This is a genomic window from Sphingopyxis panaciterrae, from assembly GCF_011762125.1.
Taxonomy (GTDB): Bacteria; Pseudomonadota; Alphaproteobacteria; order Sphingomonadales; family Sphingomonadaceae; genus Sphingopyxis; species Sphingopyxis panaciterrae.
Genome location: NZ_JAASQN010000004.1, coordinates 32,306 through 56,507 on the forward strand (window position 1 = coordinate 32,306; position 24,202 = coordinate 56,507).

The window sequence follows — 24,202 nt, forward strand, 5'->3', positions numbered from 1 at the left end:
GCTATAGCCATGCGATGACCAGCATCACCGCCACCGAAAGCGCGACGCTCGAACGCGCCGCCGACGCCCCGATGCTCGCACAGGTCGAGCGGTGGGCGGCGATCAACAGCGGTACCGGCAATCTCGCCGGTCTGAAGGCCGTCGCGGGGCAGCTCGCCGACGCCTTTGCGGCGCTGCCCGGCACGGTGCGGCTCGTCGCCCCCGATCCGGTCGAAAGTGTCGCGCCCGACGGCAGCATCCGGACCGCGCAGCGCGGCGACCATCTGCACGTGCGCGTGCGCCCGGACGCACCGGTCCAGCTGCTGCTCACCGGCCATATGGACACGGTGTTCGCCGCCGATCACCCCTTCCAGCAACTGCGGTGGCTCGAAGCGGGCGTGCTCAACGGCCCCGGGACCGCCGACATGAAGGCGGGCATCGCGGTGATCCTCGCGGCGCTCGGCGCGCTCGAAGCCTCGCCGTTTGCCGAACGTGTCGGATATGACGTGATGATCAACAGCGACGAGGAAACGGGCAGTCACGCCTCCGCCGCGTTGATTGCCGAACTGGCGAAGGGCAAGACCGCCGCGCTTACCTACGAACCCGCACTGCCCGACGGTACGCTGGCGGGCGCACGGCCGGGAAGCGGCAACTTCAGCGTCATTGTCCACGGCCGTTCGGCGCATGCCGGGCGCAACCCCGAGGACGGCCGCAACGCCCTCATCGCCGCCGCCGACCTGGCGCTGCGACTCAATGCACTCAAGTCTTTGGAATTAAAGGTAAACCCTGCAAAAATTGACGGCGGCGGTCCGAACAATGTCGTCCCCGACCAGGCGATCCTGCGCATCAACCTCCGCCCCGCCACACCCGAAGCGATGGTGGCTGCCGAAGCGGCGCTGCGTGGCACTTTAGCCAACATCGAACGCGACCACGACGTCCGCTGCCACCTCCACGGCCAGTTCAATCGCCCGCCCAAACCGCTCGACCCCGCGGCGACCCGCCTGTTCGAACTGGTGCGCGATTGCGGCGCCGCGCTCGGCCTGCCGCCAATCCGCTGGAACGCGACGGGCGGCGTCTGCGACGGCAATAATATCGCCGCCTGCGGCATCCCGGTGGTCGACACCATGGGCCCGCGCGGCGGCGCCATCCATTCGGCGGACGAATTTCTGATCGTCGACAGCCTCGCCGAACGCGCGCAGCTTTCGGCGCTTGCCATGATGAAAATAGCGGAACGGGGGACTGTGTGAACTATGTGATCCGGGCAGCCAAGCCGGGCGATTTGCAAAGCATTTACGAGATGGCGAAGCTGACCGGAGGCGGCTTTACCAACCTGCCCCCCGACAAAAAGGCGCTGCGCACGAAGCTCGAGCGCACCGAGGCATCGTTCGCCAGCGACAAGGAATATCCGTCGGACGAGCTCTACCTGCTCGTGCTCGAGGATCTGGACAGCGGCGAAGTGCGCGGCACCTGCCAGATTTTCGGGCAGGTCGGCCAACGCTGGCCCTTCTATTCCTATCGCATCGGCACCGACAGCAAGCATAGCGAACAGCTCGACCGGACCTTCCACGCGCAGGTGCTGATGCTGAGCAACGACCTCAACGGCGCGAGCGAGGTCGGCGGGCTGTTCCTGCACCCCGCGGCGCGCGCCGGCGGCCTCGGGCTGCTGCTCGCGCGGTCGCGCTATCTGTTCATCGCCCGCCACCGGGCGCGTTTCGGCGATCGCATCCTCGCCGAACTGCGCGGCGTGATCGACGAAGCGGGGGGATCGCCCTTCTGGGACGGGGTCGCCGGCAAATTCTTCGGCATGAGCTTTCAGGAGGCCGACCAGTTCAACGCCGTCCACGGCAACCAGTTCATCGCCGACCTGATGCCCAAGCACCCCGTCTATATCGCGATGCTGGGCGACCATGCGCGCAGCGTGATCGGCGTCCCGCATCCCAGCGGCCGCGCCGCGATGCGGATGCTGGAGAATGAAAATTTCGCCTTCGAAAATTACGTCGACATCTTCGACGGCGGCCCGACGATGACCGCGCGCACCGATCAGGTCGCGAGCATTTCGGGCGCAAAACATGCCGACATATCGGCGCTGGCCGAAACGGGCGAGGACGCGCTGGTCGCGACCGGGCGGCTCGCCGATTTCCGTTGCTGCTTCGGCAAGGTCGGCGATGGCACGACGCTCGATGCCGCCGCCGCGAAGCTGCTCGGCGTCGATGTGGGTGGCGATATCAGCTGGATCGGGCGTTGAGATGATTACCGAAATCAATTTCGACGGAATCATCGGTCCGATGCATAATTATGCCGGCCTCAGCCGCGGCAATATCGCGTCGGCCAGCAACGCCGGCGACGTGTCGCAGCCGCGCGCCGCGGCGCTGCAGGGCATCGACAAGATGCGCCACAATCTCGCGCTCGGCCTCCCGCAAGGCTTCTTCGCCCCGCTCCATCGCCCCGACGCGGCATGGCTCGAAACGCTGGCGACAACGCTGGACGATGCCGAGCCGCACCTGCGCGCGCAGGCCTGGTCGGCGTCGTCGATGTGGGCCGCCAACGCCGCGACCGTGTCGCCCGCCGCCGACAGCGCCGACGGCCGATGCCATCTGACCGTCGCCAACCTCGTCACCATGCCGCACCGCAGCCATGAATGGCCGGGCACGCTCGCGCAGCTTCGCCTCGCCTTTGCCCACCCCGCCTTTGCGGTCCACGCGCCCGTCCCCGCGCCGTTCGGCGACGAAGGCGCGGCGAACCATATGCGGCTCTGCGACGGGCACGGAACGCCGGGGGTCGAGATTTTCGTCTATGGGCTGAGCGGCGGGCGGTTCCCGGCACGCCAGCATCTCGACGCGTCGAAAGCGATCGCACGCCGGCACCGGCTCGATCCGGCGCGGGCGCTCTTCATCCGCCAGTCCGACACCGCGATTCAGGGCGGTGCCTTCCACAACGACGTCGTCGCAGTCGCCAACGAGCGCGTGCTGTTCACGCACGAAACCGCGTTCGAGGACCGCGATGCGGCGCACGCGCAAATTCGCGCCGCCTTCCCCGCGGTCGAGATCGTCGAGGTGCCCGCGAACGCGGTCAGCCTGCCCGATGCGATCAGATCCTATCTGTTCAATGCCCAGCTCGTCAGCCTGCCGGACGGCGCCGGCATGGGGCTGGTGCTCCCGTCGGAAGCGCGCGAAACGCCCGCGGTCTGGCAATGGCTGGAAGCCCATGTCGCTGGCAATGGCCCGATCCGCAAATTGTTCCCCGTCGATGTCCGCCAGTCGATGGCGAATGGCGGCGGCCCCGCTTGCCTTCGCCTGCGCGTCGTCGCCGATCCGGATACCGTCGACCCGCGCTTTATGGCTGACGCGGCGAAGCTCGACCGCATCGCTGCGGTGATCGCGGCGCACTGGCCCGAGGCGATTGCCGCAGGCGACCTCGCTTCGGCGGGCCTCGTCGCCGATGTGCGCCGGGCGCGCGCCGCCTTGCTCGAGGCGTTGGAGCTGAACGAACTGGTTTGAATGTCGGGAAACGGCGGGTCGTTGCCGTAACTAAAAAAACGTCGCCCCCGCGAAGGCGGGGGCCGCTGGCAACCTTGCGCTAGGCCGACGGCGGCCCCCGCCTTCGCGGGGGCGACGGTTTAGCCTGCTTGGGAACGGCGCCCCCCACCCCAAAACGGTCGCTCGCCAACTCCCTATTCCCCCGCTTGTCGGATTAACTTACAGTTTACCATAAGCCCGAGGCGCCGAATCGCGGATTTTCGCCACTGGCATGGCTCTTGCCTAGGATATGGTGATGCTGAAGAAAATCGGACGCCTGTTCGTCATCAAGACCCGGTTCGAGGCGTGCCTCATCATTTATGCGCTGGCGCTTGGCGCGATGGCGCGCGGACATGCCTATCTCGATCAGTTCCCGGGCGTCGGCGGGAAACTGCTGATGGCGGCATGCAGCGGCGCGGTTTTCCTGGCCGGTGCGAAGATCTTCGACTGCCTGCGCTACGAACAAGCCGCCGCCCTGGCACGGCAACAGGGCGCCGAATAGGTTTCTTCTGTCACCGAAACATGCGAAAGCCCGCTCCATGACGAGGATTAGCGGGCGCCCCGCCATCAGCACCGAACATGTCTATGGCATGACGCTGCGCGTCGCGCGCTGGCGTGCGGGGGCCGCAGGGACTCCGCTGCTGTTCCTGAACGGCATCGGCGCCGATATCGCCGCCGCGGCGCCCCTGCTCGCCCGGATAGCCGAGCGCGAGGTGTGGACGCTCGATATGCCGGGCGTCGGCGGTTCGCCCGACGCACTGCTCCCCTATGGCGCATCGACGATGGCCGCGGTGGTCATGGAGATCGCTGACCGGCTGGGGCACAAGGCGATCGACGTCGCCGGGTTCAGTTGGGGCGGCGCGCTGGCGCAGCAGGTCGCGGTCCAGTTTCCCGGCCGCGTCCGCCGCCTCGTCCTGATGGCGACGACACCGACGGTGACCGCGCCCGGGATCGGCTGGGCGGCGCTGCTCGACGACGATATGCTCGCGAGCGGGCTGAAACTGCCGACCGCGACGCCGCTCGGCCTGGCCTATCAGTCAATGGCGATGGCGGGCTGGACGAGCGCGGCGATGCTGCCGCAGCTCAAGGACGTTCCGGTGCTGATCCTGATGGGCGAGCGCGACGGCGTCGTTCCTGCATTTCACGGCCAGACGATCGCCGGGCTGATCGACGGTGCGCTGCTGGAGGTGGTGCCCGGGTCGCACCTCTTCCCCTTCACCCACGCCGCCGCGACGGCGGATCGGATCAACGCGTTTCTGGACCAGCCGGCGTCGGGCCGGTCGCGTCCGGGGCAGCAAGCCGCCGCCTGAGGAAGTCGGCGATCGCATTCGCGGTCACATCCGGCGCTTCCTCCATCGGCAAATGGCCGACATCGTCGAGCAGCACGACTTCCGATCCCGCGATGCGTTCGTGGAAACTCTGCGCGGCGCTGGGGTTGATCAGCCGGTCCTGCTTGCCGAACAGGATCAGCGTCGGAACTTTGATGTCGCCGATGCGGTCGGCCATCGCGGGCTGTCGATCGAGCGTGGCGCGCAGCGACGTTGCCTGGCGATTGCCAGGGAAGCGCAGCAACTGCCAGTAACGGTCGACCATGGCATCATCGACGATGTCCTGCCGCTCGACCGAGCCGCGCAAGGATTGTTCCACCAGCGAGCGCGGGGTGATCTGCCCCGCGAGCCAGCGCCCGGCCGGATATTTGAGAATCCGGAAACCGATGTTGGACGGCGGTGCCTTGTCGCCCTTGCGCGGCGGCATACCCCCGGCGTCGAGCAGCAGCAGCGCGTCAACGCGAGCGGGCTCGGCCAGCGCATAGCGCCAGGCGACCCAGCCGCCCATGGAATTGCCGCCCAGGGTGAAATGGTCGAGATCGAGCTTTGCTGCGACGACATCCACCGCCGCCATCATTCCGTCGGCGCTATAGTCGCGGTCGGGAGTGCCTCCGGTCAGGCCATGGCCAGGCAGGTCGAGCGTGACAATGCGATACCGATCGCCAAGCCGCTGTACCATCGGTTCCCATGTGTGGAGGCTGCTGTTTGATCCGTGGAGCAGGACGATTGCCGGGGCGTCGCGGCGCCCCTGGTCGCGGTAATGGATCTGTTGTCCCGCCGGACCCGCGGCGAATTCGGATGCCTCGCCGCCATATTTGGCGATCATTTCGTCGCGATCGGTGTCGGGCGTGCGCAGCATCAGGAAAAGCACGAGGATCGCGCCAAGGATCGCGAACGGGATCAGCACCCGCTTGCGGCGAAACAAAGGGCGCTGCGGCGGCAGCGGTTCAAATTCGTCCTGATCGATCATCGCGTCATGGTCCCCCAACGACCCGAAGCGAAACTAGCCCCGCGACATGCGCGCCGTCAATCTACCGCCTATTGGTGGATCGAGCGGCGAAAGGTTTCGGGCAGGAACAACAGTCCAATGATCACCGTGAGCACTGCGACAACGACGGGATACCAGAGGCCATAATATATGTCGCCCGTGGCCGCGACCATCGCGAACGCCGCCGTCGGCAGGAAGCCGCCGAACCAGCCATTGCCGATATGATAGGGCAGCGACATGGCGGTGTAACGGATGCGGCTGGGGAAGAGTTCGACAAGCAGCGCGGCGATCGGGCCATAGACCATCGTCACGAGCAACACGAGGTAGAAGAGGATCGCGACGACAAGCGGCTTGTTGATGACGGCGGGGTCTGCCTTGACGGGATAGCCCGCGCCGGCCGTCGCCGCCGCGAGTTCGCCGCGAAAGGCTTCGACCGCTCCGGCGCGTTCGCTTTCGGCGAGGCGCCATGGCTCGGGTGCGATCAGCACGCGTTCGCCGATACGGACATGCGCCGGCCGGCCGGCCGGCCGGTCGCGCACATGGCTCGTATAGCTGACGCCCGCCTTTGCGAGTGCCGATTTGGCGATGTCGCAGCCCGTGCTTTCGAACTTGTTCTTGCCCACCGGATCGAATTGGAAGGCGCAGGCGCCGGGATCGGCGGTCACCGAAACGGCGGCGCCCGCCTGTGCCTTCGCCATCGCGGGGTTTGCGGCGGCGGTCAGCATCTGGAAGGCTGGGAAATAGGTGATCGCGGCGAGCACGCAGCCAGCAAGGATGATCGGCTTGCGGCCGACCTTGTCGCTGAGCCAGCCGAAGAAGATGAAGAAGGGCGTGCCGAGCGCGAGCGCGATGGCGATCAGGATGTTCGCGGTCGCGCCATCGACCTTCAGCGTCTTTTCAAGGAAGAAGAGCGCGTAGAACTGCCCCGAATACCAGACGACCGCCTGCCCCGCGACCGCGCCGAACAGCGCGACGATCACCCATTTGAGGTTTTCCCAGCGTCCGAAGGCCTCGGTCAGCGGCGCCTTCGAGGTCGTTCCCTCCTCCTTCATCTGCTTGAAGACCGGGCTTTCCTCGAGCTGGAGGCGGATCCACAGCGACACGCCGAGCAGGATGACCGAGATCAGGAAGGGGATGCGCCAGCCCCAGTCGGCGAAGGCGGCTTCGCCGATGATCGAGCGGATCGCGATGACGACGCCGAGCGCCGCGAACAGCCCGAGCGTCGCGGTGGTCTGGATGAAGCTGGTAAAGAGCCCGCGTTTCCCTTCGGGCGCATGTTCGGCGACATAGGTGGCGGCGCCGCCATATTCGCCGCCGAGCGCGAGCCCCTGGACGAGGCGCAGCAGCACGAGAAGGATCGGCGAGGCGACGCCGATCGACGTATAGCTGGGCAGGACGCCGACGAGGAAGGTCGAGGCGCCCATCAGCCCCATGGTGACGAGAAAGGTGTTCTTGCGTCCGACGAGGTCGCCGATGCGCCCGAACACGAGCGCACCGAAGGGCCTGACAGCAAAGCCCGCCGCGAAGGCGGCGAGCGCGAAAATGAAGCCGGTGGTTTCGTTGACGCCCGAGAAGAATTGCGCCGAGATGATCGTCGCGAGCAGGCCGTAGAGGTAGAAATCATACCATTCGAACACGGTACCAAGCGACGAGGCCAAGATGACCTTGCGCTCGCTCTGCCGGGTTCCGGTCGTGCCTGCCGCCGCGTCGGTCGTCATCCCTGCCCCTTTTTTAGCCCCTCCCCTGATGAAGAGGAGCGAAGGAGGTCTAACGGGTAAACGGCAAGCGTCAAATCAGAACCGCTCGCCCTGAGCCTGTCGAAGGGTCGTCCTTCCTTCGCACGATGCCTGAAGGAAAGGACGGTGCTTCGACAAGCTCAGCACGAGCGGTAATGAGAGGTTTGTTTAGCGCGTCAACCGACGCGCTTCACCACGCCCTTGTGCGCGCCGACGCTTTTGTTGCGCGGGCGGAAGCGGCGCTTGCGCTGGCCTTCGGCGCCTTCGCCGGCGGCGCCATCACGGCGCGGGCCGCGCTCGCCTTGCGGCTTGCCGCCATTGCGCCCGCGATTCGCTTCCTGGCGCTGGCGGTTCGGGTCGCGGCCCTGGCTGCCGGTGTCGCGGGGGCCCGCAACCGGCTTGGGCAGGTTGCGCACCATCTCGTTGAAATTCTCGGGCAGCGGCATCGGTTCGGACTTGGACCGGGTGACGCGCTCGATATCGCGCATGTACGGCCGCTCGTCGGGCGCGATGAAGCTGATCGCCTTGCCCTCGGCGCCGGCGCGCGCGGTGCGGCCGATGCGGTGGACATATTGTTCGGGCACGTTCGGAATTTCGAAGTTGATGACGTGCGACACGCCCGACACGTCGATCCCGCGCGCGGCGATGTCGGTCGCGACGAGCAGCTTGATGTCGCCCGAGCGGAAGGCCTGCAGCGCGTGAGTGCGCTGCGACTGGCTCTTGTTGCCATGGATCGCCATCGCCTTGATGCCGGCACCCGCGAGGTGACGCACGACGCGGTCGGCGCCATGCTTGGTGCGGGTGAAGATCAGCGCGCGATCGATATCTTCGCTGGCGACGATCGAATGGAGCAGCGCCTGCTTTTCCTTCTGTTCGACGAAGGTCGCGAACTGGCTGATCTTTTCGACCGTCGTCGCCGCGGGGGTGACCGACACGGTGACCGGATCGTTGAGGAACTGTTCGGCGAGGTGTGCGATTTCCTTGGGCATCGTCGCCGAGAAGAACAGGTTCTGGCGGCGCGACGGCAACAGCTTGGCGATGCGGCGCAGCGAGTGGATGAAGCCCATGTCCATCATCTGGTCGGCTTCGTCGAGGACGAAGATTTCGACATCGTCGAGGCGCAGCGCGCGCTGGTCGATCAGGTCGAGCAGGCGGCCCGGCGTGGCGACGAGGATATCGACGCCGTTCGACAGGTCGCGGATCTGCTTGTTGATCGGAACCCCGCCGAACACCGTCGAAACCGACAGCTTCGTGAAACGGCCATAATCGCGGCAGCTCTGCGCGATCTGCGCCGCAAGTTCACGCGTCGGCGCGAGGACGAGCATCCGGCAACCGCGCGGGGTCGGCCGGTGCGGATAGGTCAACAGGTGATGAATCGACGGCAGCGAGAAGCCGGCGGTCTTGCCGGTGCCCGTCTGCGCGATACCGCACAGGTCGCGGCCCTTCATCAGCGGCGGGATCGCCTGCGTCTGGATCGGGGTCGGGGTGGTATAATCCTTGGCGGCAAGCGCGCGATTGATGTCGGCGTGCAGGCCAAAGTCGTTGAAAGTCGTCATAAGATACTCACATAGGGCGACGCGCAGGCGCATCCGTTCGTATCGAACGGACGGCGCACGGCCGCGGGTTCGAAACGACCCGCGTGAAAGGGTGCCTCTGGGGACAAAGCGCTGGTCCGGCTCGTCCCGCGCCTGATTCGGGCGGGAAAATCACGCTGCCGGTGGTTGCGGCGGGTGATCCCGCCATGCTGCGCTGCACAATATATGGCACAGTCGCCGTAATTTTGCAAGCCGGATACGAATGTATGTGTCGCGCGCCTTGTCGGCGCCCCTTTCTTTTTGCATCAAAGGCGAAAGAGGGAGAGTGCCATGGCCGAGAAGATCATCGTCATCGACGAGGGCACGACATCGACGCGGACGATGCTCTTCGGCGCCGACGGCATTCCGCTCGGCAGCGCCCAGCGCGAGTTCCGGCAACATTATCCCGGTCCGGGCCTCGTCGAGCATGACGCCGCCGAAATCTGGGACGCCACCCTCGCCTGCACGCGCGAGATGATCGCACAGGCGGGCGGCGCCGGCCGGATCGCTGCGATCGGGATCACCAATCAGCGCGAGACCGTGGTGTTCTGGGACCGCACCACCGGCGAACCTCTCGCGCCCGCGATCGTGTGGCAGGATCGCCGTTCGGCCGCCGATTGCGCCGCGCTGAAGGATGCGGGCCATGAACCGATGGTGCAGGCGAAGAGCGGCCTGCTGCTCGATCCCTATTTTTCGGGAACCAAGATCGGCTGGGCGCTGAAACACTGGCCGCAGCTTGAGGAAGCCGGCGACCGGCTGGCGGCGGGAACGATCGAATCCTATCTGACCTACCGGCTGACCGGCGGCATCCACGTCACCGACGCCAGCAATGCATCGCGAACGCTGTTGATGGACATCAATGGTAGCGGCGGATGGGACAGCGAACTCTGCGACCTGCTCGGCGTCCCGATGCGCTTGCTCCCCGAAATCACCGGCTGTACCACGCGCATCGGCGCGACCGACCCGGCGCTTTTCGGCGGCGCGATTCCCATCTGCGGCATGGCGGGCGACCAGCAAGCGGCGACGATCGGCCAGGCGTGCCTTTCACCGGGCCAGACCAAGGCGACCTTCGGCACCGGCGCCTTCATCCTTTCGGCCAGCGGCACGACGCGGCCGATGTCGGACAATCGCCTGCTTGCCACGGTGCTGGTGCAGGAAGGCGATACCCGCAGCTATGCGCTCGAGGGATCGGTGTTCGTCGCGGGCAGTCTGGTCAAATGGCTGCGCGACGGGCTGGGCCTGCTCGCGAGCGCCGGCGAAAGCGAGGGGCTGGCGCGATCGATCGCCGACAATGGCGGCGTCTACCTTGTCCCTGCCCTCACCGGGCTTGGCGCGCCGCACTGGCGGCCCGACGCGCTTGCCGCGATTTCGGGGCTGAACTTCGCGACCGGCAAGGCGCATGTCGCACGCGCCGCGCTCGAAGCGCAGGCCTATCAGGCGCACGACCTGAAATCGGCCTTTGCCGCCGATGGGGTCGATTGGGCGGAACTCCGCATCGATGGCGGCATGGCCGCGAACGACTGGATGGCGCAGGATCTGGCCGACATGCTCGACCTGTCCGTCGAGCGGCCCGATTTCGTCGAGAGTACCGCGCTGGGCGCGGCGATGCTCGCCGCGACCGGCGCCGGGCTTTACCCCGACCTCGCCGCTGCAGCCAAGGCGATGCGCGGCACCGCCACGCGCTTCACGCCCGCGCTCGATGCCGCGAAACGCAAAACGCGCCTTGCCGGGTGGCAAAGCGCGCTTGCTAAAGTCCTGGGCTGAAGGCCGAGGGCTTAACGCTTGAGGGTAAGACCACCGAAGCGCTTGTTGAACTTCGCGACCTGGCCGCCCGCGTCGAGCATACGGCCCGTGCCGCCGGTCCATGCCGGGTGCGCGGTGGGGTCGATTTCCAGCGTCATCACGTCACCTTCGCTGCCCCAGGTCGAGCGCGTCTGATATTCGGTGCCGTCGGTCATCTTGACCGTGATCATGTGATAGGCGGGATGAATGTCTTTTTTCATGTCTTGGGCTCCTGTGCCGCTGGTTACCGACCAGCCGCGTGAGTCGATGCGTCCCCGTCAGGGTCCGCGAAGCGGTGGCCCCTAACGGCGAATGATGGAAAATGCAACACCCCTCGCCTCGTCATCCCGGCGAACGCCGGAATCTCACCGGTGCGTATGGATGCTTGGGAGAGATCCCGGCCTTCGCCGGGATGACGATGAAGAGAGGTTGTCGTCAGTCGCCCGGCGGATCGGCGATCATCGCCGTAAACTGGCATTCGGTCGCCAGTTGGCCGCCCAGCATCGCCTTGCCTTCGAACTTGCAGATGTTCCGCTTCGCCTGAAGGATGGTGACGTGGAGGTCGAGCAGGACGCCGGGTTCGACGGGCTTGCGGAACTTCACCCCGTCGATGCCCATGAAATAGACGAGCTTGCCCGAACCGCCGAGCCCGAGCGATTCGACCGCGAGGATACCGCCGGCCTGTGCCAGCGCCTCGACGATGAGGACGCCGGGCATGATCGGCCGGCCGGGAAAATGGCCCTGAAAGAAGGGCTCGTTCATCGTCACCGCCTTGACCGCGTGGATCGAGGTGTCTTTCACCATCGATTCCACCCGGTCGACGAGCAGCATCGGATAACGATGCGGCAGCAGCGTCAGGATCCGGCGGATATCCACCGGACCCAACGCGCCCGCGGCCTTTTCCCCGTCGGTCATCCGATCAGCGGGTTGCCGGCGGGGTGCCCGTCGGCGCCGGCGCGGCGGGCGTACCCTGCGCGGAACGGGCGGCGTCCATCAACTGCTGGTTGCGCTGCTGCACGAGCTGGCCCGGCTGATAACCGGCGGGCGCCGCGGTCGACACGCTGGGCAGCAGGCGGTTGAGTTCGGTCACCACCGCGTCGGTCACGTCGACATTGTTTTCGCGCGCCAGCACCGCATCGGGGTTGAGCAGCAGATCGACCTTCTTCGCGGTCATCGCCGCCTTGATCGCTTCGTTCATGCGAACGCTGATCTGGTCTTCGACATAGGCGATGGCGAGGTCGACGGGCGCGCCGATCTTGCCGAGTTCGTCCTGCGCCGACTGGCGCTTGTCCTGGACCGCCTTGGCGGCCGCCTGCAGCGCAGCCTGGTTCTGCGGGGTCTTCTTCGCCTCTTCATTATATTTGGCGATCAGCACGTTGATTTCGGCCTGCAGCGTCTGGCCGCGCGACTGCTGCTGGTCGATCTGCGCCTTATAGGTCGTTTCGATCTGCTTCGTGGCAGTCTGGAAAGCGTTCGAACGCGCGGCGGCCGCACGGACATCGGCGACGGCAACCGCCTTTGCCTGGGCGAATGCAGGGGCGGCGGCGATGGGCGAAACCGACAGCGTGGCCATCGCCAGCGCCGAAGCGACAAGGATTTTCTTCATCAGAATTGGGTTCCTACGTTGAATGAGAAGCGTTTGGTATCGTCGCCCTCTTCTTTGCGAAGGGCGTAAGCGAAGTCGATCCGGAAAGGACCAAAGGGCGAGTTCCAGTTGACACCGGCACCGATCGAGACGCGCGGCATCCAGCTGTCGCCGAAATAGCGTTCCTCGAAGGGGCTAAGGGGAGAAAAATCGGTCGGGCAGACAGTATATTGATTGCTGGTCGGCTGCCCGTCTTGGCCGACGGGACGGGTTGCGAATTGCTGAACGCCCGTCGTTTTATTGCGACAAAGCGTTTTGATGGAACCCGAACCTTCGACTCCCGGGCGGGTATCGCGAAAATCTTCGAGAACCGTAAGCGTGGGGCGCCTCACGCCGAACACCGAACCAACGTCGAGGAACACCGATGGCCGCAGCCCCAGTTCCTTGGCGCCGGTACCAAGCGGAATATCGACCTCGAGCCGGCCCTGATAATAAGCCCGGCCACCCAGGGCGTCGTCGATCTGCTGCCTGTTGGCCGTGGTGTCGAGAACCGGATTCGCGGGGTCGGTCAGGTCGACGCTCGTATAGCGGATGACGCGCGGGCCGACACCGCGGATGTCGAAACCGCGCATCTGCGGTTCGCCGAGGAAGAAGCGGTCGGTCAGGCGGACCTTGTCGCTCGTCGGCGTCGGACGCCCGCCGAGCGGATAGATATAACCGCCCTCGGCCGAGACGTTGAGGATGAAGCGGCTGCCGAGATTGAAGTGCTTCGACGCCGAGGCACGGGTGCGAACATATTTGACGCTGCCGCCGAGGCCGGCAAAATCCTGGCTGAGCGACAGCGACTGGCCGCGCGTCGGGCGCAGGCGGTTGTCGCGGTCGTCATAGGCGAGTGTGAAGCCGAGCAGCGACGTCGTCCGCTTGCCGATCGCGTCGCACAGATAGCGGCCGGCGACGAGCGGATCGCACTGGTCGCGGAAATAATAGAGATTCTTGTCGAGCGACACATCGTCGAAATTCAGGCTGTAACGCGTGAAGAAGGACATGAATTCGGTCAGCGGCACGCCGGCGTTGATCTGGAAACCCGTCGTCGATTGCTCGAACGTCGTCCGGCGATCGCTACCGATGAAGTTGAACGAGTTCAAATCGCGGCGATAGATGCTGCCGCCGATCGAGATGTTGCGGTCGAACAGATAGGGCTCGGTAAAGCCCAGTTCGACCGATTTCGAATAGCTCGAATAATTGACCGACGCCTGCAATTGCTGGCCGAGGCCGCGGAAGTTGCGCTGGCGGATCGATCCCTGGAGCAGGAAATTCTCGATCGACGAGAAACCGGCCGACAGCGACAGTTCACCGGTCGGCTTTTCCTGAACATTGGTTTCCAGCACGATACGGTCGGGCGCGCTGCCTTCCTTGCGCTCGATCTCCAGATTCTCCTGGAAATAGCCGAGGCTGTTGATGCGGTTCTCGGTGCGCTTGATCCCGAAGCTGTTGAAGGCGTCGCCTTCATTGAGACGGAATTCGCGGCGCACGACCTTGTCATGCGTCAGCGTGTTGCCGTTGACGTCGATGCGCTCGACGTAGGTACGCGGGCTTTCGGCGACGTTGAAGGTAATCCCCATCGTGCGCGTTTCGGGGTCGCGGCGGAATTCGGGGCTGATGTCGGCAAAGGCGTAACCGAACAGGCCGGCGGTCTCGCTCAGGCTTTCGACCGTGTCCTCGACCAGCTTGGCGTCGTACCAGTCGTCCTTCTTCATCGGCAACAGCGTCTTCAGCGTTTCCGGCCGGAAGTCGCGGATTTCGCTCTTCACGTCGACGTCGCCGAACTTGTAGCGTTCGCCCTCCTCGACGACGTAAGTGATGATGAAGTCCTGCTTGTTGCTCGTCAGCTCGGCGACCGCCGAAATCACGCGGAAATCGGCATAGCCGTTCTGCAGGTAGAACAGGCGCAGCTTCTGCTGGTCGTAGGCCAGACGGTCGGGATCGTAGCTGGTATTCGACGACAGCATCGTCAGCAGGCCCGATTGCTTCGTCGCCATCTCGTCCTTGAGATCGCCGTCGCTGAACTTCTCGTTGCCGATGATGTTGATCTGGCGGACCTTCGATTTCGGCCCTTCGTTGATTTCGAACACGACGTCGACGCGGTTCTGGTCGAGCGACACCATCTTCGGCTCGACCGTCGCCGCGAAACGGCCTTGGCGCTTGTAGAGTTCGATGATGCGCGCAACGTCGGCGCGGACTTTCGACCTGGTGAAGATCTGGCGCGGCGACAGTTTGATCTCGGGACGGATCTTGTCCTCTTTCAGCCGCTTGTTGCCCTCCAGGATCACGCGGTTGATCACCGGGTTTTCGGTGACCTGGATCGTCAGCGCACCGGCATTGTCGGTGATCTGGAAATCCTTGAACAATTCGGTGGCGGCGAGATCCTTCAGCGCCTGGTCGAGCGTCGCGCGATCATAGGGCTGCCCGACGCGCAGGCGGAGGTAGGACAGGATCGTCTGCGCCTCGAGCCGCTGGTTGCCGGCCACGGTGATCGACTGCACGGTCGTCGCCGATGGTGCGGCCTCGGGCGCCGGGGGTGCCGGGACGGTCGGCGCCGCGACCGGCGGAGCGGCTTCCTGCGCCATGAGCGGCGCGACGGGTGCCAGCATCGTTCCTGCCATGAGGAGTGCCGACAGCTGCATCCGCGCCGAAGTTTTGAGTGAGGCCACGCTGTTCATCCCGCAAAAATAACTCAAAAGCGGCGAGCCCCCTTTTTCGGCGGTTCGCGCGCACTCCCTGCCCCAGTCCGGCTATCCAATCAAGCGGGCGATCCGATCCCACAGGCCGAATGAGCCCAAATCATTGAAAGTCACGACCAGCATCAGCGTCACGACCGCCGCAAAGCCGAATCGAAACGCCCATTCCTGCACTTTCGCCGGTGCAGGACGCCGCCTGATCGCCTCATATCCGTAAAAAAGCAAATGACCGCCATCGAGCATGGGCAATGGCAACAGGTTGATGAACCCCAGATTGATGGAGATCAGCGCGATCAGGAAGATCAGCGACGCGATTCCCAGGCTGGCCGCCTCGCCCGACACCTTGGCAATGTTGAGCGGACCGCTGAGATCCTTCACCGAGCGGTTGCCGGTCAGCAGCTGGACGAGCACCTCCCCCGTCTGCCGGATGATCTGCGCGGTTTGTTTCAGACCCACCAGCGGCGCCTCGGCCAGCGAGGCCCGTTCGAACACCACCTCGCCCGCCGCAATGCCGATGACGCCGCGCTCGAAGCTGTTGCCGAACCGGTCCTTTTCCTTCACCAGCCGGGGGGTGAGGCGCAGCGTCTCTTCGGCCCCGCCCCGCGCGATCCGCACCTCGACCGCTTCGCCCGGACGATGGCCGATGGCCATCGGGATATCGGTGAAGACGTCGACGGTGCGGCCGTCGATCGAAACGATGCGATCGCCCGCGCGGATACCCGCGGCGTCCGCTGCCGATCCTGCCATCACCGAACCCGCAACGGGGGGCGTCGTCGGCGTACCCGCGATCCAGGCAAAGCCGGCGAGGATCAGGATCGCGAACAGGAAATTGGTCACCGGTCCCGCAACGACGATCAAGGCGCGCTTCCACACCGGCTGGGCGGGAAAGCTGTGCGAGCGTTCGGCGTCGGGCAGTTGCTGCCAGCCGGCGTCGGGCTGGCTGACCGCATCGCGATCGCCCGCGAACTGGACATAACCGCCGAGCGGCAGCCAGCCGACCTTCCATTCGGTGCCGCGCTTGTCGGTCCAGCCCAGAATCTTGCGGCCGAACCCGATCGAGAAGGTATCCGCCTTCACCCCGCACCAGCGGCCGACGATATAATGACCATATTCGTGCACGAACACGAGCGGGCCGAGCACGAGCAGGAAAGCGAGGATGGTGAAGGGGATACCGGGGGCTTCAAGCATGTTCACATTGGTCCACAAAATATCGGGCAGCCGCCCGCGATGCGGCATCGACGCTGAATATGTCGTGAAGCGATGTCGGCGCGGCCGGCGCCGCGGCATCGATCACCCGGCGCACCGTATCGACGATCGCCGGAAAGGAAATGCGCCCCGCCAGGAACGCGGCGACCGCCACCTCGTTCGCGGCGTTGAGCTGCGCCGGCCGCGCGCCGCCCTCCGCAATCGCGGCGCGGCACAGCGCCGTCGCGGGAAAACGCACCTCGTCGGGCGCCTCGAAATCGAGCCGCGCTATCGTCGCGAGGTCGAGCGGCGCGCACGGCGTCGCCATCCGCTGCGGCCAGGCAAGCGCGCTCGCGATCGGGATCCGCATGTCGGGCGAGCCGAGCTGCGCGAGCGTCGAGCAGTCGATATATTCGACGAGGCTGTGGATCACCGACTGCGGGTGGACCAGAATCTCGATCCGCTCGAGCCCGACGGGAAAAAGATGATGCGCCTCGATGAGTTCGAGGCCCTTGTTCATCATCGTCGCCGAATCGACGCTGATCTTGGCGCCCATCGACCAATTGGGGTGCGCGACGGCCTCGCTCGGCGTTACCCGCGCCATGTCGGCGGCGCTCATCGTCCGGAACGGCCCGCCGCTCGCGGTCAGGATGATCCGCCGCACCTGCTCGATTCGTCCGCCCGCGAGGCACTGGAAAATCGCATTATGCTCGCTGTCGACCGGGAGCAGCGTCGAACCCGACGTCCGCGCCGCGGCGGTCATCAGTTCGCCGGCGGAAACCAGCGCTTCCTTGTTCGCCAGCGCGACGTCGGTGCCGCTTTCGATCGCCGCCATCGTCGGCGCCAGACCGGCGCAGCCGACGATCGCGGCCATCACCAGGTCGGCGGGCCGCCGCGCCGCCTCGACCAGCGCATCGGCACCGGCGGCGGCTTCGATGTCCGTCCCCGCCAGCGCCTCGGCAAGCTCGCCGTGCCGCGCCTCGTCGGCGATCACCGCGATATCGGGGCGAAATTCCCGTGCCAGCTTCGCCAGTTCGGTAACATCGCTATTCGCGGTCAGCACCCCGACGCGCCATGCCTCGCCGTCGCGGCGGATGAGATCGAGGGTCGATTGCCCGACCGATCCCGTGGCCCCGAACAGCGAGAGGCAGCGCGTCATGCGGCCGCCCGCACGGCGATCTGCCCCGCAAAAGCGAGGATGCCGAGGATCAGCGCCACCGGCAGCAGCCCGTCGACACGGTCGAACAGGCCGCCGTGGCCCGGGATCAGCTTGCCCGAATCCTTGACGCCGGCACGGCGCTTCATCCAGCTTTGCGCCAGATCGCCAAGCTGCGCGAACAATCCCATGAACAGGCCAATCCACAGCGGAACGCCGATGATGCCGCCGCGGTCGCCGATCGTCGCGCTGGCGACAAGCGCCGCGATCATCCCGCCGATCAGGCCCGACCAGGTTTTCGACGGGCTGATTTTCGGCGCGAGCCGCGCGCCGCCAAAGGCCCGCCCGGCGAAATAGGCGCCGATGTCGGTCGCCCACACCATGCCGAACACCCACAGCGCCGCGGTGACGCCCAGATGATCGCGAATGAACCACAGCCCCGCCATCGCACCGGCGACGAGCAGCGGGCCGAGCAGCATCAGCGCATTTTTCGCACCACTGCCCAGTTGCATCGCGCGCACCAGCGCAAGCCATTCGACCAGCACGAGCGCACCGCCGACAAGCAGCAGAAAGCCGAAGACGATGCCGCCGAACCAGAGCGCCGCACCCGCAATCGCAAACAGGACGATCGCCGATCCGGCGCGCACCCACAGGTCCGACTTTACCGCTGTCGCCATATCCCTAAAGCCCCCCGTAGCGGCGCTCGCGCCGCGCAAAATGATCGAGCGCCGCCGCCAGGTCGGCGGGCTTGAAATCCGGCCATAGCCGATCAGTGAAATAAAGTTCGGCATAGGCCGACTGCCACAGCAGGAAATTCGACAAGCGGACCTCGCCCGAGGTGCGGATGAGCAGGTCGAGCGGCGGCATGTCGGCGGTGTCGAGATGGGCCTCGATCGCCTCCGCCGTGATCGCGCCGGTTGCCGCGGCTGCGGTCGCCGCGCGCACCAGTTCGTCCTGTGCGCCATAGTTGAGTGCGACCGCCAGCGTGGTGCGCTTGTTCCCCGACGTACGGTCGAGCGCGTTCTCGATCAGCGCGACGACGTCGGGGGCGAGCGCGCGCCAGTTGCCGATCACCTTCAGCTTGACGTCGTTCGCGGCGAATTCGTCGAGATCGGACAGGATGAAACGCTTCATCAGCCCCATCAGGTCGCTGACTTCTTCTTCGGGGCGCTTCCAGTTTTCCGACGAAAAGGCATAGAGTGTCAGCACCTCAAGCCCCAGGTCGCCGGCGGCGCGCACGATCGTGCGTACCGCCTCGACGCCGGCGCGATGACCCGCGACGCGCGGCAGGAAGCGCTTCTTTGCCCAGCGGCCATTGCCATCCATGATGATGGCGACATGGCGGGCGCCGTGATCGGGAACCGACATCGGCGAACTCAAAAATCCGTTCGTCCTGAGCTTGTCGAAGCATCTCCTGAGCGGCTGCCGCAGGCAGGCAGCCGAAGGAGGCCGTTCTTTCTTGCGAAAGAGAAGGACGGGGCTTCGACAGGCTCAGCCCGAACGGCTGAAAAGACGGTGCAAAAACGCACTAGCCCAGGATTTCCTTTTCCTTGCTCGCCGCAGCACTATCGATCTCGGCGATCGTCGCGTCGGTCAGCTTCTGCACCTCAGCTTCGTGGCGCTTGCGCTCGTCCTCGCTGATTTCCTTCTTGTTTTCGTCGGCCTTCAGATTGTCCATGCCGTCGCGGCGGACGTTGCGGACCGCGATACGCGACGCCTCGGCATATTTGCCGGCGAGTTTCGACAATTCCTTGCGGCGTTCCTGCGTCATTTCGGGGATCGGCAGACGCAGCGTCTGGCCATCGACGATCGGGTTGAGGCCGAGGCCCGCCGAACGGATCGCCTTGTCGACCGGGCCGACATTCGACTTGTCCCAGACCTGCACCGACAGCATGCGCGGTTCGGGGGCGCTGACCGATGCCACCTGGTTGAGCGGCATATGGCTGCCATAGACCTCGACCGTCACCGGATCGAGCAGCGCGGTGTGCGCGCGGCCGGTACGCAGGCCCGCAAGATCGCTCTTCAGCGATTCGACCGCGCCGTGCATGCGGCGCTCGAGGTCGGCCTTGTCATATTTCGCCATCGTCTTTTCCTCTCTTGTTTCGCTTCAGGCGGCATCGCCGACATATATTCCTTAATCGGCATCGCCGACGATGGTCGAAACGCCCTCGCCTGCCAGCACGCGCGCCAGATTGCCCGCTTCGCGGATATTGAACACGACGATCGGGATGTGATTGTCGCGGCACAGCGCCACCGCGCTCGCATCCATCACCTTCAGATTATCCGCCAGCACGCGGTCATAGCTCAGCGTGTCATAGCGGACGGCGCTCGCATCCTTCTTCGGATCGGCGTTATAGACGCCGTCGACGCTCGTCCCCTTGAGCAGCGCATCGCACTTCATCTCGGCGGCGCGGAGCGCGGCGCCGCTGTCGGTCGTGAAATAGGGGGCGCCAACGCCCGCGGCGAAGATCACGACGCGGCCCTTTTCCATATGGCGTTCGGCGCGGCGGCGGATCACCGGCTCGCACACCTTGTCCATCTCGATCGCCGACTGGACGCGCGTTTCGACGCCGAGTTGCTCGAGCGCATTCTGCATCGCGAGCGCGTTCATGACCGTAGCGAGCATGCCCATATAATCGGCCTGCGCGCGGTCCATGCCCTTGGCGGCGCCCGCCATGCCGCGGAAGATGTTGCCGCCGCCGATGACGAGGCAGATTTCGAGACCGCTGTCCTTCGCTTCCTTGACCTCGGCCGCCATGCTCGCGACCGTTTCGGGATCGATGCCGAAGGGGCTGGGGCCCATCAGCGCCTCACCCGACAGTTTCAGCAGGATGCGTTTCAGGCCGGGCAATGCCATGATCGGGGGAACCTCTTGCTATTCTATATATGCGAATGGCGCGCACCCTAGTCAGAGTACGCGCCATTGCCAAGCGGACTGCCGCGCCCGATCAGAGCCGATCTCTCTTTCGTCATGCCGAACTTGATCCGGCATCCCGCTTTGTGACGTCGATAGCGGGACCCGGATCAAGTCCGGGGTGACGAAAGCGGAAAAAGACGCTTGCCGGAGCAGCAGCCCCAATTCTTCTTAAACGCCGGCGGCCGCCGCGACTTCCGCCGCGAAGTCGCTTTCTTCCTTCTCGATGCCTTCGCCGAGCTGGAAGCGGACGAAGCCCTTGAGCGTGATCGTCGCGCCGACATCCTTGCCGGCAGCGGCGACGACTTCGGCGACCGGGGTCTTGCCGTCCATGACGAAAAGCTGCGAGAGAAGCGCATTTTCCTTGCGATACTTCGCGATCGAACCGTCGACCATCTTGGCGACGATATCGGCGGGCTTGCCCGACTGTGCGGCCTTTTCCTCGGCGATCGCGCGTTCGCGCGCGACGAGGTCGGCGTCGAGATCGTCGCCGTTCAGCGCCAGCGGGAAAGCGGCGGCGACATGCATCGCAAGCTGCTTGCCAAGCGGTTCGAGAACGTCCGCACCGGCGGTCGATTCAAGCGCGATCAGCACGCCGATCTTGCCCATGCCCAGCGCAACGGCGTTGTGGACATAACCCGCCACGACGCCCGAGCCGACCGACAGAACGGCGGCGCGGCGCAGCGACTGGTTCTCACCGATCGTCGCGATATTGCTGGTCAGCTTTTCGGCGACGGTGCCGCCGGTCGGATAAGCAGCGGCGCCAAGCGCTTCAGCGTCGGTGATGTTACCGGCGAGCGCGACCTGCGTCACTTCGCGGACGAATTCCTGGAACTGCTCGTTCTTGCCGACGAAGTCGGTTTCGCTGTTCACTTCGACCAGCGCACCCTTGGTGCCGTCGGTGGCAAAGCCGACGAGACCTTCGGCGGCGACGCGGCCGGCCTTCTTGGCGGCGGCGGCAAGGCCCTTGGTGCGCAGCCAATCGATCGACGCTTCGACGTCGCCATTGTTTTCGGCGAGCGCCTTCTTGCAATCCATCATGCCGGCGCCCGTGCGGTCGCGCAGTTCCTTGACGAGAGCGGCCGTAATTTCAGCCATGAAATCTTCCTTTCAAAAGGGGCGGGCCCGCTTGGCCCGCGTGACGCCCGCGCGCATGGCGGGGCGATAAGTCAAAACCATGACGGGGACGGCGCGGTGCCCGAAGCAACGCGCCGTCCCGCCATGTCAGCGCGCTCAGGCGTCGCTCTGACGTTCGGTTTCAGCGGCAGCTGCGGCCGGGACCTGTTCGTCTTCGGTCACCGGAGCGGCAACTTCTTCAGCGACCGGAGCGGTCGCTTCTTCGGTCAGCACGGCTTCGGCAACCGGCTCGACAGCTGCGCCAAGGTCTTCACCGCGGTTCGCGCGGGCCTGCTGGCCGCCACGGGTCGCCGCCTGGGCAACCGCATCGCAGTAAAGGCGGATGGCACGTGCGGCGTCATCGTTGGCCGGAACCGGGAAGGCGATGCCATCGGGCGAGACGTTCGAATCGAGGATCGCGACGACGGGGATGCCAAGGACATTGGCTTCCTTGATCGCCAGCTCTTCCTTGTTCGCGTCGATCACGAACATCACGTCGGGAATGCCGCCCATGTCGCGGATGCCGCCGAGCGACATTTCGAGCTTGTCGCGTTCGCGGGTGCGGTTGAGCACTTCCTTCTTGGTGAGACCTGAAGTGTCGCCCGAAAGCTGCTCTTCGAGCGTCTTCAGACGCTTGATCGAGTTCGAGATCGTCTTCCAGTTGGTGAGCATGCCGCCCAGCCAGCGGTGGTTGACGAAGTGCTGACCCGAAGCGCGGGCTGCGTCGGCGATCGGCCCCTGCGCCTGGCGCTTGGTGCCGACGAACAGCACCTTGCCACCGGCGGCCGACGAGGACGCGATAAACTCGAGCGCGCGCGCAAAGAGCGGCACGGTCTGCGACAGGTCGAGAATGTGGATGCCGTTGCGCGCACCGAAGATATACGGCTTCATGCGCGGGTTCCAGCGGTGGGTCTGGTGGCCGAAGTGGGCGCCAGCCTCGATAAGATTCTGCATCGTGACGACAGGTGCCGCCATAGTCTTTCTCCTTCCGGTTGGTCCTCTGGAAAGCAAGAACCGGGTGTCGCAAGCGACGGGCCCGGCACCGGTTTATGTGCGCCTTCCATGTGGAATGGGCGGGCCGTTAGCGGGGTTACGGGATAAATGCAAGGGGTGGACCGCGCTTCATGACCGGTTTCGGCCGGAAGCTGCCATGTCCTTTTTCGTCACCCCGGACTTGATCCGGGGTCCCGCTTGAACTCGACAACTGGTGGATGCCCCAAGAAAAGCGGGATCCCGGGTCAAGCCCGGGATGACGAACTGAGAGGCAAGAAGCGGCCGAAGCCGGACACTAGCCAAATAACCGTCGCCCCCGCGAAGGTGGGGGCCGCCATCGGCCTGGCGCAAGGTTGCCAGCGGCCCCCGCCTTCGCGGGGGCGACGATTTAGTCGGCGTTGGAACGACTGCTCCCCACCCCGATGCCGCCTTTTAACCGCCAAACGGAGCCATGCCCGCACTCGCCCCGGCGACAAAGCGACTCGGTTCGTCGCAAAACAGTTGAGAACAAAAAGGGAACATGGAACAAAAAGTCCGACGAAACCGTCGCTGGTTAACAAGAGGTTTCGCACAAGGAAGCCGAAAGGACAAGATCATGGTTCAGGTCGCAGCCGCTCTCCTCTTCACCCTCGCCGCCGGTCTCGGCGTCACGGTGATCCTGGCCATGATCAAGCATAATGAAAATGCGATTCTCTCGGCCCTGCTCGGCGAAGGGGCTTTCCCGGTCGACAGCGCGCCGCATTCGGATCCGGCGCCGCAAAAAATGACGCTGCGCCGTTCATCCGCGCGCCGCGATGCCCCGCGTCCGATGCGCGCTGCGACACGCATGCAGCCGGCGTTCAGCCGCGCCGCCTGATCTTCGCGTAACTCATAAGCCCGAAGGGCAGCATCACCAGATACAGCAGGCATACCGCGAGCAAGGTCTGCCACGGCGCGGTGACGAGTGCTGCACCGAGCAGGCCGACACCGGCCAGCGCGAACAACCGCCACGATCGGCGCAGCCGGATCGACGACCAGCTATAAGTCGGAATCGCCGAAATCATCAGCATCGCGATCGCGAGCGCCCAGGGCATGACGACATACCATTGACGGAACAGGTCGTTCCCCGTCACCAGCCACAGATAGACCGGAACAAAGGACAGCCCGGCCCCCGCGGGCGCGGGAATGCCGGTCATGAAACCCGCCGACTTGTGCGGCTGAAAATCCGCATCCATCCGCGAATTGAACCGCGCGAGCCGCAGCGCGCAGCAGACGGCGAGCGCGAGCGCCGCGGTCCAGCCGAATTTGGGCGCGTCGGCGAGCGACCAGAGAAACAGGATCATCGCCGGCGCGACCCCGAAAGCGATCACATCGGACAGCGAATCAAGCTCGGCGCCGAACTTGCTCTGCGCGCGCAGCAACCGGGCGATGCGCCCGTCCATGCCGTCGAGCACCCCCGCAACGACAATCATCGTCACAGCCGCAGCCCAATCCCCCCCAATCGCAAAGCGAACTCCGGTCAATCCCGAACAAAGCGCGAGGATGGTGATCGCGTTGGGCGCAAAGGCTCGCAGCGGGACGCCGCCGATACGACGCCGCTCGGCATCGACAGGAAGCTCCGCACCGTCGGCCAT

The 24,202-nt window shown here is 65.3% G+C and carries 23 protein-coding genes; 7 read left to right on the top strand and 16 right to left on the bottom strand.

What is annotated here, in order from left to right; all coding sequences use genetic code 11:
- Nucleotides 1-14: 14 nt before the first annotated feature.
- The 5 genes from FHR22_RS14430 (at nt 15) to FHR22_RS14450 (ending at nt 4,804) form a co-directional block, all read left to right on the top strand.
- Complete coding sequence (locus tag FHR22_RS14430) at nt 15-1,226, top strand: hydrolase (protein ID WP_166944053.1); 1,212 nt, start codon at nt 15-17, stop codon at nt 1,224-1,226.
- Nucleotides 1,223-2,224 (top strand): arginine N-succinyltransferase, encoded by a 1,002-nt coding sequence (locus FHR22_RS14435; protein ID WP_166944055.1) that lies wholly within the window; start codon nt 1,223-1,225, stop codon nt 2,222-2,224. The genes FHR22_RS14430 and FHR22_RS14435 overlap by 4 nt, the downstream gene beginning before the upstream one ends.
- A 1-nt stretch (nt 2,225) precedes the next feature.
- A complete protein-coding gene (locus tag FHR22_RS14440) occupies nt 2,226-3,476 on the top strand; it encodes an N-succinylarginine dihydrolase (protein WP_166944057.1) in 1,251 nt (416 codons plus the stop codon).
- A gap of 274 nt (nt 3,477-3,750) precedes the next feature.
- Nucleotides 3,751-3,996, top strand: a complete 246-nt coding sequence (locus FHR22_RS14445; protein WP_166944713.1) for a hypothetical protein — start codon at nt 3,751-3,753, stop codon at nt 3,994-3,996.
- Between the two features lie 37 nt (nt 3,997-4,033).
- On the top strand, nt 4,034-4,804 hold the full coding sequence (locus FHR22_RS14450; RefSeq protein ID WP_166944059.1) for an alpha/beta fold hydrolase: 771 nt from the start codon (nt 4,034-4,036) through the stop codon (nt 4,802-4,804).
- Here FHR22_RS14450 and FHR22_RS14455 read toward each other — a convergent pair.
- The 3 genes from FHR22_RS14455 to FHR22_RS14465 all read right to left on the bottom strand — a co-directional run bounded on the left by FHR22_RS14455 (nt 4,740) and on the right by FHR22_RS14465 (nt 9,102).
- The gene (locus FHR22_RS14455; protein WP_166944061.1) at nt 4,740-5,792 is read right to left on the bottom strand and encodes an alpha/beta fold hydrolase; all 1,053 of its coding nucleotides are present in this window, start codon (nt 5,790-5,792) and stop codon (nt 4,740-4,742) included. The two genes, FHR22_RS14450 and FHR22_RS14455, sit on opposite strands and share 65 nt — an antisense overlap.
- 68 nt (nt 5,793-5,860) lie before the next feature.
- The gene (locus FHR22_RS14460) at nt 5,861-7,528 is read right to left on the bottom strand and encodes an MFS transporter (protein ID WP_166944063.1); all 1,668 of its coding nucleotides are present in this window, start codon (nt 7,526-7,528) and stop codon (nt 5,861-5,863) included.
- A 194-nt stretch (nt 7,529-7,722) separates the two neighbouring features.
- Nucleotides 7,723-9,102 carry a DEAD/DEAH box helicase gene (locus FHR22_RS14465; RefSeq protein ID WP_166944065.1) on the bottom strand — a complete coding sequence of 460 codons (1,380 nt, stop codon included), beginning with the start codon at nt 9,100-9,102 and terminating at the stop codon, nt 7,723-7,725.
- Nucleotides 9,103-9,411: 309 nt separating this feature from the next.
- Here FHR22_RS14465 and FHR22_RS14470 point away from each other — a divergent pair, with 309 nt between their 5' ends.
- Nucleotides 9,412-10,884: a glycerol kinase gene (locus FHR22_RS14470; protein ID WP_166944067.1), complete on the top strand. Its 1,473-nt coding sequence runs from the start codon at nt 9,412-9,414 to the stop codon at nt 10,882-10,884.
- Nucleotides 10,885-10,895: 11 nt separating this feature from the next.
- On the opposite strand, the gene rpmE is transcribed toward FHR22_RS14470, so the two are convergent.
- The 12 genes from rpmE to rpsB form a co-directional block, all read right to left on the bottom strand.
- Complete coding sequence (rpmE, locus tag FHR22_RS14475; protein ID WP_166944069.1) at nt 10,896-11,123, bottom strand: 50S ribosomal protein L31; 228 nt, start codon at nt 11,121-11,123, stop codon at nt 10,896-10,898.
- Nucleotides 11,124-11,337: 214 nt separating this feature from the next.
- On the bottom strand, nt 11,338-11,817 hold the full coding sequence (gene fabZ / locus FHR22_RS14480) for a 3-hydroxyacyl-ACP dehydratase FabZ (protein WP_166944071.1): 480 nt from the start codon (nt 11,815-11,817) through the stop codon (nt 11,338-11,340).
- A 4-nt stretch (nt 11,818-11,821) separates the two neighbouring features.
- Nucleotides 11,822-12,508: an OmpH family outer membrane protein gene (locus FHR22_RS14485; protein ID WP_166944073.1), complete on the bottom strand. Its 687-nt coding sequence runs from the start codon at nt 12,506-12,508 to the stop codon at nt 11,822-11,824.
- Nucleotides 12,508-15,207 carry an outer membrane protein assembly factor BamA gene (gene bamA, locus FHR22_RS14490; protein WP_166944075.1) on the bottom strand — a complete coding sequence of 900 codons (2,700 nt, stop codon included), beginning with the start codon at nt 15,205-15,207 and terminating at the stop codon, nt 12,508-12,510. Before bamA ends, FHR22_RS14485 begins: the two co-directional genes overlap by 1 nt.
- 72 nt (nt 15,208-15,279) lie before the next feature.
- A complete protein-coding gene (rseP, locus tag FHR22_RS14495; protein ID WP_166944714.1) occupies nt 15,280-16,413 on the bottom strand; it encodes an RIP metalloprotease RseP in 1,134 nt (377 codons plus the stop codon).
- On the bottom strand, nt 16,406-17,569 hold the full coding sequence (locus FHR22_RS14500; protein ID WP_166944077.1) for a 1-deoxy-D-xylulose-5-phosphate reductoisomerase: 1,164 nt from the start codon (nt 17,567-17,569) through the stop codon (nt 16,406-16,408). Before FHR22_RS14500 ends, rseP begins: the two co-directional genes overlap by 8 nt.
- Entirely contained in the window at nt 17,566-18,243 is a 678-nt protein-coding gene (locus FHR22_RS14505) for a phosphatidate cytidylyltransferase (RefSeq protein WP_166944079.1), read from the bottom strand. Before FHR22_RS14505 ends, FHR22_RS14500 begins: the two co-directional genes overlap by 4 nt.
- A 4-nt stretch (nt 18,244-18,247) precedes the next feature.
- A complete protein-coding gene (gene uppS, locus FHR22_RS14510) occupies nt 18,248-18,934 on the bottom strand; it encodes a polyprenyl diphosphate synthase (RefSeq protein WP_166944081.1) in 687 nt (228 codons plus the stop codon).
- A gap of 160 nt (nt 18,935-19,094) precedes the next feature.
- Nucleotides 19,095-19,649, bottom strand: coding sequence for a ribosome recycling factor (gene frr / locus FHR22_RS14515; protein WP_166944083.1), 555 nt, complete (start codon nt 19,647-19,649; stop codon nt 19,095-19,097).
- A gap of 51 nt (nt 19,650-19,700) precedes the next feature.
- The gene (gene pyrH, locus FHR22_RS14520) at nt 19,701-20,423 is read right to left on the bottom strand and encodes a UMP kinase (protein ID WP_166944085.1); all 723 of its coding nucleotides are present in this window, start codon (nt 20,421-20,423) and stop codon (nt 19,701-19,703) included.
- Between the two features lie 228 nt (nt 20,424-20,651).
- A complete protein-coding gene (gene tsf / locus FHR22_RS14525; protein ID WP_166944087.1) occupies nt 20,652-21,578 on the bottom strand; it encodes a translation elongation factor Ts in 927 nt (308 codons plus the stop codon).
- Nucleotides 21,579-21,713: 135 nt separating this feature from the next.
- Complete coding sequence (rpsB, locus tag FHR22_RS14530) at nt 21,714-22,571, bottom strand: 30S ribosomal protein S2 (RefSeq protein WP_166944089.1); 858 nt, start codon at nt 22,569-22,571, stop codon at nt 21,714-21,716.
- Nucleotides 22,572-23,184: 613 nt separating this feature from the next.
- Between rpsB and FHR22_RS14535 the strand changes: the two genes are divergently transcribed.
- Nucleotides 23,185-23,445 (top strand): hypothetical protein, encoded by a 261-nt coding sequence (locus tag FHR22_RS14535; protein ID WP_166944091.1) that lies wholly within the window; start codon nt 23,185-23,187, stop codon nt 23,443-23,445.
- On the opposite strand, the gene FHR22_RS14540 is transcribed toward FHR22_RS14535, so the two are convergent.
- The gene (locus FHR22_RS14540; protein WP_166944093.1) at nt 23,429-24,202 is read right to left on the bottom strand and encodes a CDP-alcohol phosphatidyltransferase family protein; all 774 of its coding nucleotides are present in this window, start codon (nt 24,200-24,202) and stop codon (nt 23,429-23,431) included. The genes FHR22_RS14535 and FHR22_RS14540 overlap by 17 nt on opposite strands.